At 61.6% G+C, this 14,726-nt stretch carries 12 protein-coding genes; 7 read left to right on the top strand and 5 right to left on the bottom strand.

Going from position 1 to position 14,726, the window contains the following annotated elements; genetic code table 11:
• Window positions 1–28 precede the first annotated feature (28 nt).
• A complete protein-coding gene (clpA, locus tag JMN22_RS11665; RefSeq protein ID WP_030141337.1) occupies window positions 29–2,299 on the top strand; it encodes an ATP-dependent Clp protease ATP-binding subunit ClpA in 2,271 nt (756 codons plus the stop codon).
• Window positions 2,300–2,587: 288 nt separating this feature from the next.
• Here the strand turns inward: clpA and infA are convergent, their stop codons facing one another.
• The 4 genes from infA to trxB form a co-directional block, all read right to left on the bottom strand.
• Window positions 2,588–2,806, bottom strand: a complete 219-nt coding sequence (gene infA / locus JMN22_RS11660; RefSeq protein WP_002553999.1) for a translation initiation factor IF-1 — start codon at window positions 2,804–2,806, stop codon at window positions 2,588–2,590.
• 315 nt (window positions 2,807–3,121) lie between these two features.
• Window positions 3,122–3,829, bottom strand: a complete 708-nt coding sequence (locus JMN22_RS11655) for an arginyltransferase (RefSeq protein ID WP_030141338.1) — start codon at window positions 3,827–3,829, stop codon at window positions 3,122–3,124.
• A gap of 57 nt (window positions 3,830–3,886) precedes the next feature.
• Entirely contained in the window at window positions 3,887–4,567 is a 681-nt protein-coding gene (aat, locus tag JMN22_RS11650) for a leucyl/phenylalanyl-tRNA--protein transferase (RefSeq protein WP_030141339.1), read from the bottom strand.
• A gap of 69 nt (window positions 4,568–4,636) precedes the next feature.
• The gene (gene trxB, locus JMN22_RS11645; protein ID WP_030141340.1) at window positions 4,637–5,596 is read right to left on the bottom strand and encodes a thioredoxin-disulfide reductase; all 960 of its coding nucleotides are present in this window, start codon (window positions 5,594–5,596) and stop codon (window positions 4,637–4,639) included.
• A 318-nt stretch (window positions 5,597–5,914) separates the two neighbouring features.
• Between trxB and JMN22_RS11640 the strand changes: the two genes are divergently transcribed.
• The 6 genes from JMN22_RS11640 (at window position 5,915) to cysG (ending at window position 13,541) form a co-directional block, all read left to right on the top strand.
• A complete protein-coding gene (locus JMN22_RS11640; RefSeq protein ID WP_030141341.1) occupies window positions 5,915–8,323 on the top strand; it encodes a DNA translocase FtsK in 2,409 nt (802 codons plus the stop codon).
• Window positions 8,324–8,381: 58 nt separating this feature from the next.
• Window positions 8,382–9,005 carry an outer membrane lipoprotein chaperone LolA gene (gene lolA / locus JMN22_RS11635; RefSeq protein ID WP_030141342.1) on the top strand — a complete coding sequence of 208 codons (624 nt, stop codon included), beginning with the start codon at window positions 8,382–8,384 and terminating at the stop codon, window positions 9,003–9,005.
• A gap of 148 nt (window positions 9,006–9,153) precedes the next feature.
• The gene (locus tag JMN22_RS11630) at window positions 9,154–10,479 is read left to right on the top strand and encodes a replication-associated recombination protein A (RefSeq protein ID WP_030141343.1); all 1,326 of its coding nucleotides are present in this window, start codon (window positions 9,154–9,156) and stop codon (window positions 10,477–10,479) included.
• Window positions 10,476–10,850, top strand: coding sequence for a fluoride efflux transporter CrcB (gene crcB, locus JMN22_RS11625; protein ID WP_030141344.1), 375 nt, complete (start codon window positions 10,476–10,478; stop codon window positions 10,848–10,850). Before JMN22_RS11630 ends, crcB begins: the two co-directional genes overlap by 4 nt.
• 15 nt (window positions 10,851–10,865) lie before the next feature.
• Complete coding sequence (serS, locus tag JMN22_RS11620; RefSeq protein WP_198796053.1) at window positions 10,866–12,146, top strand: serine--tRNA ligase; 1,281 nt, start codon at window positions 10,866–10,868, stop codon at window positions 12,144–12,146.
• Window positions 12,147–13,541 (top strand): siroheme synthase CysG, encoded by a 1,395-nt coding sequence (gene cysG, locus JMN22_RS11615; RefSeq protein ID WP_198796054.1) that lies wholly within the window; start codon window positions 12,147–12,149, stop codon window positions 13,539–13,541.
• 134 nt (window positions 13,542–13,675) lie between these two features.
• Here the strand turns inward: cysG and JMN22_RS11610 are convergent, their stop codons facing one another.
• Window positions 13,676–14,680: a glutathione S-transferase family protein gene (locus JMN22_RS11610; protein ID WP_198796055.1), complete on the bottom strand. Its 1,005-nt coding sequence runs from the start codon at window positions 14,678–14,680 to the stop codon at window positions 13,676–13,678.
• Window positions 14,681–14,726 lie beyond the last annotated feature (46 nt).

Here is a 14,726-nt window from a genome sequence, read left to right as displayed (position 1 = left end):
CGCCGACCACTTGGGTATGAGGTGAACCATGTTAAACCGCGAGCTCGAAGTCACCCTCAATCTTGCCTTCAAGGAGGCTCGTTCGAAGCGTCATGAGTTCATGACAGTCGAACACCTGCTGTTGGCCCTACTGGATAACGAGGCTGCCGCCACCGTTTTGCGTGCCTGCGGCGCGAACCTCGACAAACTCAAGCACGATTTGCAAGAGTTCATCGACTCCACCACGCCACTGATCCCCGTTCACGACGAGGATCGCGAAACCCAGCCAACCCTGGGCTTCCAGCGGGTGCTGCAACGTGCTGTCTTCCATGTGCAGAGCTCGGGCAAGCGTGAAGTGACCGGGGCCAACGTGCTGGTCGCCATCTTCAGTGAGCAGGAAAGCCAGGCGGTGTTCCTGCTCAAGCAGCAGAGCGTCGCGCGTATCGATGTCGTCAACTACATTGCCCATGGCATTTCCAAGGTGCCGGGGCATGGCGATCATTCCGAGGGTGAACAGGATATGCAGGACGACGAGGGCGGTGAGTCTTCTTCTTCAGGCAATCCGCTGGACGCGTATGCCAGCAACCTGAACGAGCTGGCCCGCCAGGGCCGCATCGATCCGCTGGTTGGGCGCGAGGCGGAAGTCGAGCGCGTTGCGCAGATTCTCGCCCGGCGCCGCAAGAACAACCCGTTGCTGGTGGGTGAGGCAGGCGTGGGCAAGACCGCAATCGCCGAAGGCCTGGCCAAGCGCATCGTCGACAACCAGGTGCCGGATCTGTTGGCCAACAGCGTGGTGTATTCCCTCGACCTGGGTGCCTTGCTGGCCGGTACCAAATACCGTGGTGATTTCGAGAAGCGCTTCAAGGCGCTGCTCGGCGAGCTGAAAAAACGCCCGCAAGCGATCCTGTTCATCGACGAGATCCACACCATCATCGGTGCGGGCGCTGCGTCGGGTGGCGTCATGGATGCCTCGAACCTGCTAAAACCGCTGCTGTCCTCGGGTGATATCCGTTGCATCGGCTCGACCACGTTCCAGGAATTCCGTGGGATCTTCGAGAAGGACCGTGCCCTGGCACGGCGTTTCCAGAAGGTCGATGTGTCGGAGCCGTCGGTGGAAGACACCATCGGCATCCTGCGTGGCCTGAAAGGGCGTTTCGAGCTGCACCACAACATCGAATACAGCGACGAGGCATTGCGCGCCGCTGCCGAGCTGGCGTCGCGCTACATCAATGATCGGCACATGCCGGACAAGGCCATCGACGTCATCGACGAGGCGGGCGCCTACCAGCGGCTGCAGCCGGTGGAGAATCGCGTCAAGCGTATCGAGGTGCCGCAAGTCGAGGACATCGTCGCCAAAATCGCGCGGATTCCGCCAAAACACGTCACCAGCTCCGACAAGGAACTGCTACGTAACCTGGAGCGTGACCTGAAGCTGACGGTGTTCGGCCAGGATGCGGCCATCGACTCGCTTTCGACCGCCATCAAGCTGTCCCGCGCGGGACTCAAGTCGCCGGACAAGCCGGTCGGTTCGTTCCTGTTCGCCGGGCCTACCGGTGTCGGCAAGACCGAGGCGGCACGGCAGCTGGCCAAGGCGATGGGCATCGAGCTGGTGCGCTTCGACATGTCCGAGTACATGGAACGCCACACCGTATCGCGTCTGATCGGTGCGCCTCCGGGCTATGTCGGTTTCGACCAGGGCGGCCTGTTGACCGAGGCGATTACCAAGCAGCCTCACTGCGTGCTGTTGCTCGATGAGATCGAGAAAGCGCATCCGGAAGTCTTCAACCTGCTGCTGCAGGTGATGGACCACGGTACGCTGACCGACAACAACGGGCGCAAGGCGGATTTCCGCAACGTGATCATCATCATGACCACGAACGCCGGTGCCGAGACTGCGGCGCGCGCTTCGATCGGTTTCACCCATCAGGACCACTCGTCCGATGCGATGGAAGTGATCAAGAAGAGCTTCACGCCTGAATTCCGCAACCGCCTGGACACCATTATCCAGTTTGGTCGCCTCAGCCATGAGGTCATCAAGAGCGTGGTGGACAAGTTCCTTACCGAACTTCAGGCGCAGCTCGAAGACAAGCGTGTATTGCTGGAAGTCACCGATGCGGCGCGCAGCTGGCTGGCGGAAGGTGGTTACGACGTGACGATGGGTGCGCGGCCGATGGCTCGCCTGATCCAGGACAAGATCAAGCGTCCGCTGGCGGAGGAGATCCTGTTTGGCGAACTGGCCGAGCATGGCGGTGTGGTTCACATCGACATCAAGGACGGCGAGCTGACCTTCGACTTCGAAACCACGGCCGAAATGGCCTGATCGTTACCTGCAACAAAGCCAAAAGGCGCCGAAAGGCGCCTTTTTGCTGTTCCATGCCTACACCAGGCGCTGCTGTGGGCATGGAACAAGATTGCGTTTTATCACCAATCCCTGTGGGAGCGAGCTTGCTCGCGATAGCGGTGGGGCAGCTTGCATCAACGGTGCTTGTGCCGCCGCCTTCGCGAGCAAGCTCGCTCCCACAGGGGGGGGCGTGTGTTTCTGAAGATTGGGGCAAATCCCAGGCAGACAAAAACGCCCGACATGAGCCGGGCGTTTTGTATTGACTTGTTAGCGAGCGCGGTAAGTGATGCGCCCTTTGCTCAAGTCATAGGGCGTCAGCTCGACGCGCACTTTGTCACCGGTAAGAATACGAATGTAGTTCTTGCGCATCTTGCCGGAGATATGCGCGGTTACGACGTGCCCATTTTCCAACTCCACACGAAACATGGTGTTGGGCAGGGTGTCGACGACAGTGCCTTCCATTTCGAAGCTGTCTTCTTTCGACATGCAGTAAAGCCCTCGGTATCCAGTGAATGGCCCGGTGCAACTGCGCCAGGCAAAAGCGGCGTGCATTGTGCCCGAAAAAGGGGGGGCAAGCCAAGGGGTTCTTCGGAGTTACTCAATGAATGCGGCGCGTGGATAAGGCGCAGACTACGAGCGGCCCCTAGGCTTTGTCCGAAAAGTGCCTGCGCGACGATCATGCTGCGTTGAAAACAGGCTCGGAATGCTCATTGACAACCAGTCAAGTCGAGCGCGACCCCGGCCGTTCCTCGCCTGTTTTCGCCTTGCCTGATCGCCGCTCGGCGACTTTTCGTACAAACCCTAGTTCAGGACAACCCACCGCTGGTTGATGAGTAATTCAATGGGCCGATATTGGGTCTTGTAGTTCATTTTTTTGCAGTTCTTGATCCAGTAGCCCAAGTACACCGCTTCCAGGCCCAGGCGGCGGCATTCATTGATCTGCCAGAGGATTGCGTAGCGTCCTAGGCTGCGCTTTTCTTCGTCGGGCTCATAGAAGGTGTAGACCGCCGAGAGGCCGTTGGGCAGCAGGTCGGTGACGGCGATGGCCACCAGCCGACCCTCGAGGCGGAACTCATAAAAACGTGAGAACGGAAGGTCGCGGACCAGGAAGGTCGAAAACTGGTCCCGGCTGGGCGGGTACATGTCGCCGTCGGCGTGGCGTTGTTCGATGTAGCGCTGGTACAGGTCGAAATATTCTTCGGTGAACTGCGGCTTGGCGGGGCGGACCTGTACGTCGGCGTTGCGCTTGAAAATACGCTTCTGCTGCCGGTTGGGGGTGAATCGGGCCACGGGGATGCGCGCCGGAACGCACGCATTGCAGTGCTGGCAATGGGGCCGGTAGAGGTGATCGCCGCTGCGACGAAAGCCCATCTCCGACAGATCTGCGTAGACATGCACATCCATGGGCTGGCTAGGGTCGAGGAACAGGGTCGTGGCCTGCTCCTCGGGCAGGTAACTGCAGGAGTGGGGTTGAGTGGCATAGAACTTCAAGCGCGCCAACTCGGTCATGATCAACCCTCGGTATAAGCTTCAAATTCAAGTGTAAGCCAGGAGCGTGAATATCGCTCAGCAAACCCAGGTGGCGTGGTTCGGTTGGTCCAGATGCGCCTTCAGGTAGCCGGCAAACGTCGTACGGGGGATCGACCGCGCGCCCAGGCTGTGCAGGTGCTCCGTAGGCATCTGGCAGTCGATCAGCACGAAACCCGCCTCCTTGAGATGTTGGACCAGGGTTGCGAAGCCGAATTTCGACGCATTGTCGGCCCGGCTGAACATGGACTCGCCAAAAAACAGTTGCCCCATCGCCAGGCCGTACAGGCCACCCACCAGTGCGCCTTGATCCCAGACTTCCACCGAATGGGCGAAGCCGCGTCGGTGCAGTTCCAGATAAGCGGTCTGCATGGCTTCGGTGATCCAGGTGCCGTCGGCATAATCGCGGGGCGCGGCGCAGGCCTTGATGACGGCGGCGAAATCCCGGTCGAACGTCACTTCATAGCGGCGCTTGCGCAGTAGCTTGCCCAGGCTGCGCGAGACATGCAGCTCGTCGGGAAACAGCACCGTACGCGGATCCGGCGACCACCACAGGATCGGCTGGCCTTCGGAAAACCACGGAAAACAACCGTGGCGATAGGCCTGGATCAAGCGGTCGGCGGACAGATCCCCACCGGCGGCGAGCAAGCCGTTGGGGTCGCGCATGGCTTTTTCCAGTGGCGGAAAATCGAAGGTGTTGCGTTGTAACCAAGTCAGCATGGGTGTCCGGGCTTGCAGAAGGGGAGGGCGGCGCTCCAGATGAACCAGAGCCCGCCTAGAGGTTAACCGTCAAACGGCCGGGATGTCATCGAGATACTTTTCCGCATCCAGGGCGGCCATGCACCCGGCACCGGCGGAAGTAATGGCCTGGCGGTAGACATGATCGGCCACATCGCCGGCGGCAAACACACCTTCGATGTCGGTGGCCGTGGCGTTGCCTTCGCTGCCGCCGCGCACGATCAAATAGCCGTCGCGCATCTTCAGTTGCCCCTGGAACAGGTCGGTGTTGGGCTTATGACCGATGGCGATGAAGACCCCGGCCAGGGACAGCGTACTGGTTTCGCCGCTCTCGCTGTGCCGCAGGCGCGCGCCGGTCACGCCACTGGCATCGCCGAGAACTTCGTCCAGGTTCTGGTTCCAGTGCAGGCGGATATTGCCGTTGGTGGCTTTCTCGAAAAGCTTGTCTTGCAATATCTTTTCCGAGCGCAGCTTGTCCCGCCGGTGGATCAAGTGCACCTCCTTGGCGATGTTCGACAAGTACAGGGCTTCCTCGACGGCGGTGTTGCCGCCGCCGACCACTGCCACTACCTGGTTTCGGTAGAAAAAACCGTCGCAGGTCGCGCAGGCTGAAACACCTTTGCCGGCGAAGGTTTCCTCCGACGGCAGGCCGAGGTACTGGGCCGAGGCGCCAGTGGCGATAATCAGCGCGTCGCAGGTGTAGGTGCCGCTGTCACCGATGAGTTCGAACGGGCGCTGTTGCAACTTGGCGGTGTGGATATGGTCGTAGACGATCTGCGTGTCGAAGCGCTCGGCATGCCGCTGCATGCGTTCCATCAGCACCGGGCCGGTCAGGCCTTCGACGTCGCCGGGCCAGTTATCGACTTCAACCGTGGTGGTCAGCTGGCCACCGGCCTGTAGGCCGGTGATGACAACGGGTTTGAGGTTGGCACGGGCCGCATAGACAGCAGCGCTGTACCCTGCAGGGCCGGAACCGAGAATAATCAGGCGTGAATGCTTCGCTTCGCTCATAAAAACACCTCATAAGCCTTTGTCACAAAAGAGAATGCATGCTCAAATTGGCGCCCTGGAACCCTGATCATGGCTATGCTGTCGCCGAGCGTGCGGGCAATGCCTTGGGCATGACAAACCCGTACAATGCTTGAGTTTTGAGCGCAGGGAAGGCAAAAGATCAAAATCTTCGGCAACACCTGCGGTTTTCCGGACGCATGCCACAGTGGTAAAAGTAGTACCGGATGTGCACATTCACTTTTTTACCTGCTCGTCACGGGCAGTTTTTCATAGTCATTCAACAGATGGACGCGCCATAGGCGCAGGAAAAGAAGCGTTTTGAAGAAATCCACCGCAGCACCCAAGACAGTCGTTCCGCTCTGGCGCCAACAATTGCACTACCGGCTCAAGGAAGGTGCGTTGATCGCCATTGGTGCCCTGTGCCTGTTCCTGATGATGGCCTTGCTGACCTACGGCAAGGACGATCCGGGCTGGAGCCATAACAGCAAGATCGACGACGTGCAGAATTTCGGCGGCCCCGCCGGTTCCTATAGCGCAGACATCCTGTTCATGGTGCTGGGCTATTTCGCCTACATTTTCCCCTTGCTGCTGGCGATCAAGACCTATCAGATCTTCCGCCAGCGCCATGAGCCCTGGCAGTGGAGTGGCTGGCTGTTCTCCTGGCGCCTGATCGGCCTGGTGTTCCTGGTGTTGTCGGGGGCCGCGCTGGCCCACATTCATTTCCACGCACCCACTGGCCTGCCGGCCGGGGCGGGTGGCGCGTTGGGTGAAAGCCTCGGCGACCTGGCCCGCAATGCCCTCAACATCCAGGGCAGCACGCTGCTGTTCATCGCCTTGTTCCTGTTCGGCCTGACCGTGTTCACCGACCTGTCGTGGTTCAAGGTCATGGATGTCACCGGCAAGATCACCCTCGACCTCATCGAGCTGATCCAGGGCGCGCTGAACCGCTGGTGGGCGGCGCGCAACGAACGCAAGCAACTGGTGGCGCAACTGCGCGAGGTGGACGACCGGGTCCATGACGTGGTGGCGCCGACCACGCCGGACAAACGCGAGCAGGCCAAGGTCAAGGAACGCCTGATCGAGCGCGAGCAGGCCCTGAGCAAGCACATGTCCGAGCGCGAGAAGCAGGTGCCGCCGGTCATCACCATGGCCCCGGCCAAGCCGCCCGAGCAAAGCAAGCGCGTGCAGAAGGAAAAACAGGCACCGTTGTTCGTCGACAGCGCGGTCGAAGGCACCTTGCCGCCGATCTCGATCCTCGACCCGGCCGAGAAGAAGCAACTCAATTATTCCCCCGAGTCCCTGGCAGCGGTCGGTCACCTGCTGGAGATCAAGCTCAAGGAATTCGGTGTCGAGGTCTCGGTGGATTCGATCCATCCGGGCCCGGTCATCACCCGTTACGAAATCCAGCCGGCCGCCGGCGTGAAGGTCAGCCGTATCGCCAACCTCGCGAAGGACCTCGCGCGCTCCCTCGCCGTGACCAGCGTGCGGGTGGTGGAGGTCATTCCCGGCAAGACCACCGTGGGCATCGAGATTCCCAACGAAGACCGGCAGATCGTGCGTTTCTCCGAGGTGCTGTCGACGCCGGAATACGACAACCACAAGTCGCCGGTCACCTTGGCCCTGGGCCACGACATCGGCGGTAAGCCGGTCATCACCGACCTGGCGAAGATGCCCCACTTGCTGGTGGCCGGTACTACCGGTTCCGGTAAGTCGGTGGGTGTGAACGCAATGATCCTGTCGATCCTGTTCAAGTCCGGCCCGGAAGACGCCAAGCTGATCATGATCGACCCGAAGATGCTCGAACTGTCGATCTACGAGGGCATCCCGCACCTGCTGTGCCCGGTGGTCACCGACATGAAGGATGCGGCCAACGCCCTGCGCTGGAGCGTCGCCGAGATGGAGCGTCGCTACAAGCTCATGGCGAAGATGGGCGTGCGCAACCTGTCGGGCTTCAATGCCAAGGTCAAGGAAGCCGAAGAGGCCGGCACGCCATTGAGCGATCCGCTGTATCACCGCGAAAGCATCCACGACGAAGCGCCGCTGCTGCACAAGCTGCCGACCATCGTGGTGGTGGTGGACGAATTCGCCGACATGATGATGATCGTCGGCAAGAAGGTCGAAGAACTTATCGCCCGTATCGCCCAAAAGGCCCGTGCGGCCGGTATCCACTTGATTCTTGCCACGCAGCGGCCATCCGTGGACGTGATCACCGGCCTGATCAAGGCCAACATCCCGACCCGCATGGCGTTCCAGGTGTCGAGCAAGATCGACTCGCGAACCATCATCGACCAGGGCGGTGCCGAGCAACTGCTGGGCCATGGCGACATGCTCTACATGCCGCCGGGCACCAGCCTGCCGATTCGTGTCCACGGCGCATTTGTTTCCGATGATGAAGTACACCGCGTGGTGGAAGCCTGGAAGCTGCGCGGCGCGCCCGAATACAACGATGACATCCTCAACGGTGTCGAAGAGGCTGGCAGTGGCTTTGAGGGCGGCAGTGGCGGTGGCGGCGATGACGATGCCGAGACCGACGCGCTTTACGACGAAGCAGTGCAGTTCGTCCTGGAGAGCCGCCGGGCCTCGATTTCCGCGGTACAGCGCAAGCTTAAGATCGGCTACAACCGCGCCGCCCGCATGATCGAAGCCATGGAAATGGCCGGGGTCGTGACGGCCATGAACACCAACGGTTCGCGCGAAGTGCTCGCGCCGGGCCCGATGCGCGACTGACTACCCGGGCGGCGTGATGACGCGCCGCTCGACCCCCCACGAATTCATGAGGATTCCCATGCGCCTGATTCGCATGCTGCTGTTGCCCGTATTGGCCTTGAGCACGTTGTCGGCCCACGCCGGCGAAAAGGACGTGGCCCGCCTGACTCAATTGCTGGGTGGCTCCCAGACCCTGACGGCACGCTTTTCCCAGTTGACCCTCGACGGCAGTGGCACCCAATTGCAGGAAACCGCCGGTGACATGGCCCTGCAGCGCCCCGGCCTGTTCTACTGGCACACCGATGCGCCCGCCGAACAACTGATGGTGTCTGATGGCAAGAAAGTCTCCCTGTGGGACCCGGACCTGGAGCAAGTCACCATCAAGACCCTCGACCATCGCCTGACCCAGACACCGGCGTTGCTGCTGTCCGGTGACATCTCCGAGATCAGCCAGAGTTTCGACATTACCTCCAAGGAGGCGGGCGGCGTGATTGACTTCACACTCAAGCCGAAGACCAAGGACAGCCTGTTCGACAGCCTGCGGCTGTCGTTCCGCAATGGGTTGGTCAACGATATGCAACTGATCGACAGCGTCGGCCAGCGCACCAATATCCTGTTCACCGGGGTGAAGGCCAACGAGCCGATCGCCGCGTCCAAGTTCAAGTTCGACATCCCCAAGGGTGCGGATGTGATCCAGGAATAACCCAATGGCCCCCTTGTGGGAGCGAGCTTGCTCGCGATGGCGGCGGATCAGTTGGATTTGATGTGACTGACCCACCGCTATCGCGAGCAAGCTCGCTCCCACAAGGGCGGTCTTCAACAGGACCCCAGTGGAGGTTGCATAGGCAGTGATGGACCTGTTTCGAAGCGCCCCGATTGCCCAGCCATTGGCCGCCCGCCTGCGCGCGACCAACCTGGATGAGTACGTCGGCCAGGAACATGTGCTCGCCCGCGGCAAGCCTCTGCGCGAGGCCCTGGAGCAGGGCGCCCTGCATTCGATGATCTTCTGGGGCCCGCCGGGCGTGGGCAAGACCACCCTGGCGCGGCTGCTGGCGGAAGTCTCGGACGCGCATTTCGAAACGGTGTCGGCGGTGCTGGCCGGGGTCAAGGAAATTCGCCAGGCGGTGGAAATAGCCAAGCAGCAGGCCGGCCAGTACGGCAAGCGCACCATCCTGTTCGTCGACGAAGTCCACCGGTTCAACAAGTCCCAGCAGGATGCGTTCCTGCCCTATGTCGAAGACGGCACGCTGATTTTCATTGGCGCGACCACCGAAAACCCTTCGTTCGAACTGAACAACGCCTTGCTGTCCCGCGCTCGGGTCTACGTACTCAAGAGCCTCGACGAAGCGGCCATGCGCAAGCTGGTGCATCGCGCGCTGACTGAGGAGCGTGGCCTGGGCAAGCGTCACCTGAGCCTCAGCGATGAGGGCTTCCAGATACTGTTCAGCGCCGCCGACGGCGATGGCCGGCGCTTGCTCAACCTGCTGGAAAACGCCTCGGACCTGGCCGAAGACGACAGCGAAATTGGCGTCGAGCTGTTGCAAAGCCTGCTGGGCGATACCCGTCGGCGTTTCGACAAGGGCGGCGAGGCGTTCTACGACCAAATCTCGGCCCTGCACAAATCGGTGCGTGGCTCCAATCCTGACGGTGCCCTGTACTGGTTTGCGCGGATGATCGACGGCGGTTGCGATCCGCTGTACCTGGCCCGGCGGGTGGTGCGCATGGCCAGCGAGGACATCGGCAATGCCGACCCGCGCGCGCTGAGCCTGTGCCTGGCGGCCTGGGACGTGCAGGAACGCCTTGGCAGCCCGGAAGGCGAGCTCGCCGTGGCCCAGGCCATCACCTACCTGGCTTGCGCGCCGAAGAGCAACGCCGTGTACATGGGCTTCAAGGCCGCGATGCGCAGCGCCGCCGAGCACGGCTCCCTGGAAGTGCCGCTGCATCTGCGCAACGCGCCGACCAAGCTCATGAAGCAGTTGGGCTATGGCGACGAATACCGTTATGCCCATGACGAGCCCGACGCGTATGCCGCCGGCGAAGACTATTTTCCCGAAGAACTCGACCCCCAGCACTTCTACCAGCCAGTGCCCCGTGGCCTTGAGTTGAAGATCGGCGAGAAGCTCAATCACTTGGCGCAGTTGGATCGCCTGAGTCCACGGCAGCGGAGAAAGCCTTGATCCCCCTGATACTCGCAGTTTCCGCTGGTGGCGTTGCCGGCACGTTGTTGCGTTTCGCCACCGGTAACTGGATCAATGCAAATTGGCCCAGGCACTTCTATACCGCGACGCTGGCCGTTAATATCGTGGGCTGTCTGCTGATCGGCGTTCTTTACGGCCTGTTTTTGATTCGCCCCGAGGTGCCCATCGAGGTGCGTGCGGGGTTGATGGTCGGCTTTCTTGGCGGCCTGACGACCTTTTCATCCTTTTCACTGGATACGGTGCGCCTGCTGGAAAGCGGCCAAGTGCTGCTGGCCCTGGGCTACGCGGCCATCACCGTATTCGGCGGGCTGCTCGCCACCTGGGCCGGCCTGTCCCTGACCAAACTTTGATAACGAGAGACCGACATGCTCGATTCCAAACTGTTACGTAGCAACCTTCAGGACGTAGCGGACCGCCTGGCTTCCCGTGGCTTTGCCCTGGATGTCGCGCGCATCGAAGCGCTGGAAGAACAGCGCAAGACCGTCCAGACCCGCACCGAAGCCCTGCAGGCTGAACGTAACGCGCGCTCCAAATCCATCGGCCAGGCCAAGCAGCGCGGCGAAGACATCGCGCCGCTGATGGCCGATGTCGAGCGCATGGCGAACGAGTTGAGCGCAGGCAAGACCGAGCTGGACGCGATCCAGACCGAGCTGGACTCGATCTTGCTGGGCATCCCGAACCTGCCCCACGAATCGGTGCCGGTTGGTGACGACGAAGACGGCAACGTCGAAGTACGCCGCTGGGGCACGCCGACCACCTTTGATTTCCCGGTACAGGACCATGTGGCCCTGGGCGAAAAATTCGGCTGGCTCGACTTCGAGACCGCCGCCAAGCTGTCGGGCGCGCGTTTTGCCTTGCTGCGCGGGCCGATTGCCCGTCTGCATCGCGCCTTGGCGCAGTTCATGATCAACTTGCATGTCACCGAGCACGGCTACGAAGAAGCCTACACCCCGTACCTGGTCCAGGCTCCGGCGCTGCAAGGCACCGGCCAGTTGCCGAAGTTCGAGGAAGACCTGTTCAAGATCAGCCGCGACGGCGAAGCCGACCTGTACCTGATCCCGACCGCCGAAGTCTCGCTGACCAATATCGTCGCGGGCGAGATCGTCGATGCCAAGCAACTGCCGATCAAGTTCGTCGCCCATACGCCGTGCTTCCGCAGCGAAGCCGGCGCGTCGGGCCGTGATACCCGCGGCATGATCCGCCAGCACCAGTTCGACAAGGTCGAGATGGTGCAGATCGTCGAGCCGTCGAAGTCCATGGAAGCCCTGGAAAGCCTGACCGCCAACGCCGAGAAAGTCCTGCAACTGCTGGAGCTGCCGTATCGCACCCTGGCCTTGTGCACCGGCGACATGGGCTTCAGTGCGGTGAAAACCTATGACTTGGAAGTGTGGATTCCGAGCCAGGACAAGTACCGCGAGATTTCCTCGTGCTCCAACTGCGGCGATTTCCAGGCGCGCCGCATGCAGGCCCGCTTCCGCAACCCGGAAACCGGCAAGCCGGAACTGGTCCACACCCTCAATGGCTCCGGCCTGGCGGTGGGTCGTACCCTGGTGGCGGTGCTGGAAAACTACCAGCAGGCCGACGGTTCGATCCGTGTGCCTGAGGTGCTGAAACCGTACATGGGCGGCATCGAGGTCATCGGCTAAATGGACTATCTGCCACTGTTCCACAACCTGCGCGGCAGCCGCGTGCTGGTGGTCGGCGGCGGCGAGATTGCCCTGCGCAAGTCTCGCCTGCTAGTCGACGCCGGCGCGTTGTTGCGGGTGGTCGCACCCGACATCGAACCGCAACTGCGGGAATTGGTCAGTGGCAGCGGCGGCGAATGCGTCCAGCGTGGTTACGTGGAAGCGGACCTGGACGGTTGCGGGCTGATCATTGCCGCCACCGACGACGAGCCGCTCAATGCCCAGGTCTCGGCCGACGCCCACAAGCGTTGTGTGCCGGTCAACGTGGTGGACGCGCCGGCGCTCTGCAGCGTGATCTTCCCGGCGATTGTCGATCGCTCGCCCCTGGTGATCGCGGTGTCCAGTGGCGGCGATGCGCCGGTGCTGGCGCGACTGATCCGGGCCAAGCTGGAAACCTGGATTCCGTCTACGTACGGGCAACTGGCCGGTTTGGCGGCGCGTTTTCGCAATCAGGTGAAAGGCTTGTTCCCCGATGTCCAGCAGCGCCGGGCATTCTGGGAAGAGGTGTTCCAAGGCCCGATTGCCGATCGTCAGTTGGCCGGGCAGGGCGCGGAGGCCGAGCGGCTGCTGCGGGAGAAGATCGACGGCGAGGCGCCGAACGCGCCGGGTGAAGTCTACCTGGTGGGCGCGGGGCCGGGCGATCCGGACCTGCTGACCTTCCGCGCCTTGCGCCTGATGCAACAGGCGGACGTCGTGCTGTACGACCGCCTGGTGGCACCGGCGATCCTCGAACTGTGCCGGCGCGACGCCGAACGGGTCTATGTTGGCAAGCGTCGTGCCGAGCATGCGGTGCCGCAGGATCAGATCAACCAGCAATTGGTCGACCTGGCTCGCCAGGGCAAGCGTGTGGTGCGGTTGAAGGGCGGCGACCCGTTCATCTTTGGCCGTGGTGGCGAAGAGATCGAAGAACTGGCGGCCCATGGCATCCCGTTCCAGGTCGTCCCGGGCATCACTGCCGCCAGTGGTTGCGCGGCTTACGCCGGGATTCCGCTGACCCATCGCGACTATGCCCAGTCGGTGCGTTTCATCACCGGTCACCTCAAGGATGGCACCAGCGACTTGCCGTGGGCGGACCTGGTTTCGCCAGCACAGACGTTGGTGTTCTACATGGGCCTGGTCGGCTTGCCAGTGATTTGCACCGAGCTGATCAAGCACGGTCGCGCGGCGGATACGCCGGCGGCGTTGATCCAGCAAGGCACGACGTCAAACCAGCGGGTTTTCACCGGCACTTTGGCGGATTTGCCACGGCTGGTGGCCGAGCATGAAGTGCATGCGCCGACCCTGGTAATCGTTGGGGAAGTGGTGCAGTTGCGCGAGAAACTGGCTTGGTTTGAAGGGGCTCAGGGGCAGGTCTGAGGACCGCGTCGCCCCCATCGCGAGCAAGCTCGCTCCCACAGTAGGCCATGTTTGAACACAGTCCACTGTGGGAGCGAGCTTGCTCCGGGCGGCGTTCCGACGATGAGGCCTTCAAATACCGCGAAAACCCAGGGTCAATCCCCTGTCCCACGCCAAATCCCTTTCCCACTCAACCGCTCCCGATCATGGGCGACGGTAAAATCCTGCTTCGGCCCCTTGGGCACGATCCCATTCGGGTTGATGGTCTTGTGGCTGCCGTAGTAGTGCCCCTGGATGTGAGTGAAATCCACGGTCTCGGCAATGCCCGGCCATTGGTACAACTCCCGCAGCCAGTTCGACAGGTTCGGGTAATCGGCGATGCGCCGCAGGTTGCATTTGAAGTGACCGAAGTACACCGCGTCGAAGCGAATCATCGTGGTGAACAAGCGGATATCGGCTTCGGTCAGGTATTCGCCGGCCAGGTAGCGACGGGTGTCCAGCAAGGCTTCCAATCGATCCAGTTCGGCAAACAATTGGTCGAAGGCTTCTTCATAAGCGGCCTGGGTCGTCGCGAACCCGGCGCGGTACACGCCGTTGTTCACCGCCGGGTAGATACGCCCGTTCAACGCATCGATCTCATGGCGCAGGTGTTCGGGATACAAGTCCAAGTCGTTGCCGGTCAAGCCATCAAAAGCGCTGTTGAACATGCGGATGATTTCCGCCGATTCGTTGCTGACGATGCGCCGCTTCTGTTTGTCCCATAGCGCCGGCACGGTGACGCGGCCGGTGTAGTCGGGCGTGTCGGCGGTGTAGCGCTGATGCAGGAATTGCAAATCGTCGAGTTTGTCGCCCGTCGAGCCGTGGGCCTGGTCGAAGGTCCAGCCATTTTCCAGCATCAGGTAGCTGACCACCGAGACGTCGATCAGGTTTTCCAGGCCCTTGAGCTTGCGAAAGATCAGCGTCCGGTGCGCCCAGGGGCAGGCCAGGGAGACGTACAAATGGTAGCGTCCGGCCTCGGCGGCAAAACCGCTCTCACCCGAGGGGCCGGCGCTGCCGTCGGCGGTCACCCAATTGCGCCGTTGTGCCTGTTCACGCTGGAAGCTGCCGTCCTTGCTTTCATACCACTGGTCCTGCCAGCGGCCCTCGACCAACAAACCCATCTGGATGTCCTCGCTCAATAATCATTGGAGACGAGTCTATTCCGAT

This window comes from Pseudomonas sp. HB05 (assembly GCF_016756915.1).
Classification (GTDB): Bacteria; Pseudomonadota; Gammaproteobacteria; order Pseudomonadales; family Pseudomonadaceae; genus Aquipseudomonas; species Aquipseudomonas alvandae.
This window is presented reverse-complemented; position numbering and strand designations above follow the sequence as displayed.

What these genes read in the sequence shown, in the direction of transcription:
- aat (WP_030141339.1), bottom strand. Translation starts at nt 4,567, where the DNA reads ATGCTGACTTGGTTACAACGCAACACCTTCGATTTTCCGCCACTGGAA.
- JMN22_RS11655 (WP_030141338.1), bottom strand. Translation starts at nt 3,829, where the DNA reads ATGACCGAGTTGGCGCGCTTGAAGTTCTATGCCACTCAACCCCACTCC.
- lolA (WP_030141342.1), top strand. Translation starts at nt 8,382, where the DNA reads ATGCGCCTGATTCGCATGCTGCTGTTGCCCGTATTGGCCTTGAGCACG.
- infA (WP_002553999.1), bottom strand. Translation starts at nt 2,806, where the DNA reads ATGTCGAAAGAAGACAGCTTCGAAATGGAAGGCACTGTCGTCGACACC.
- clpA (WP_030141337.1), top strand. Translation starts at nt 29, where the DNA reads ATGTTAAACCGCGAGCTCGAAGTCACCCTCAATCTTGCCTTCAAGGAG.
- trxB (WP_030141340.1), bottom strand. Translation starts at nt 5,596, where the DNA reads ATGAGCGAAGCGAAGCATTCACGCCTGATTATTCTCGGTTCCGGCCCT.
- JMN22_RS11630 (WP_030141343.1), top strand. Translation starts at nt 9,154, where the DNA reads ATGGACCTGTTTCGAAGCGCCCCGATTGCCCAGCCATTGGCCGCCCGC.
- JMN22_RS11610 (WP_198796055.1), bottom strand. Translation starts at nt 14,680, where the DNA reads ATGGGTTTGTTGGTCGAGGGCCGCTGGCAGGACCAGTGGTATGAAAGC.
- cysG (WP_198796054.1), top strand. Translation starts at nt 12,147, where the DNA reads ATGGACTATCTGCCACTGTTCCACAACCTGCGCGGCAGCCGCGTGCTG.
- serS (WP_198796053.1), top strand. Translation starts at nt 10,866, where the DNA reads ATGCTCGATTCCAAACTGTTACGTAGCAACCTTCAGGACGTAGCGGAC.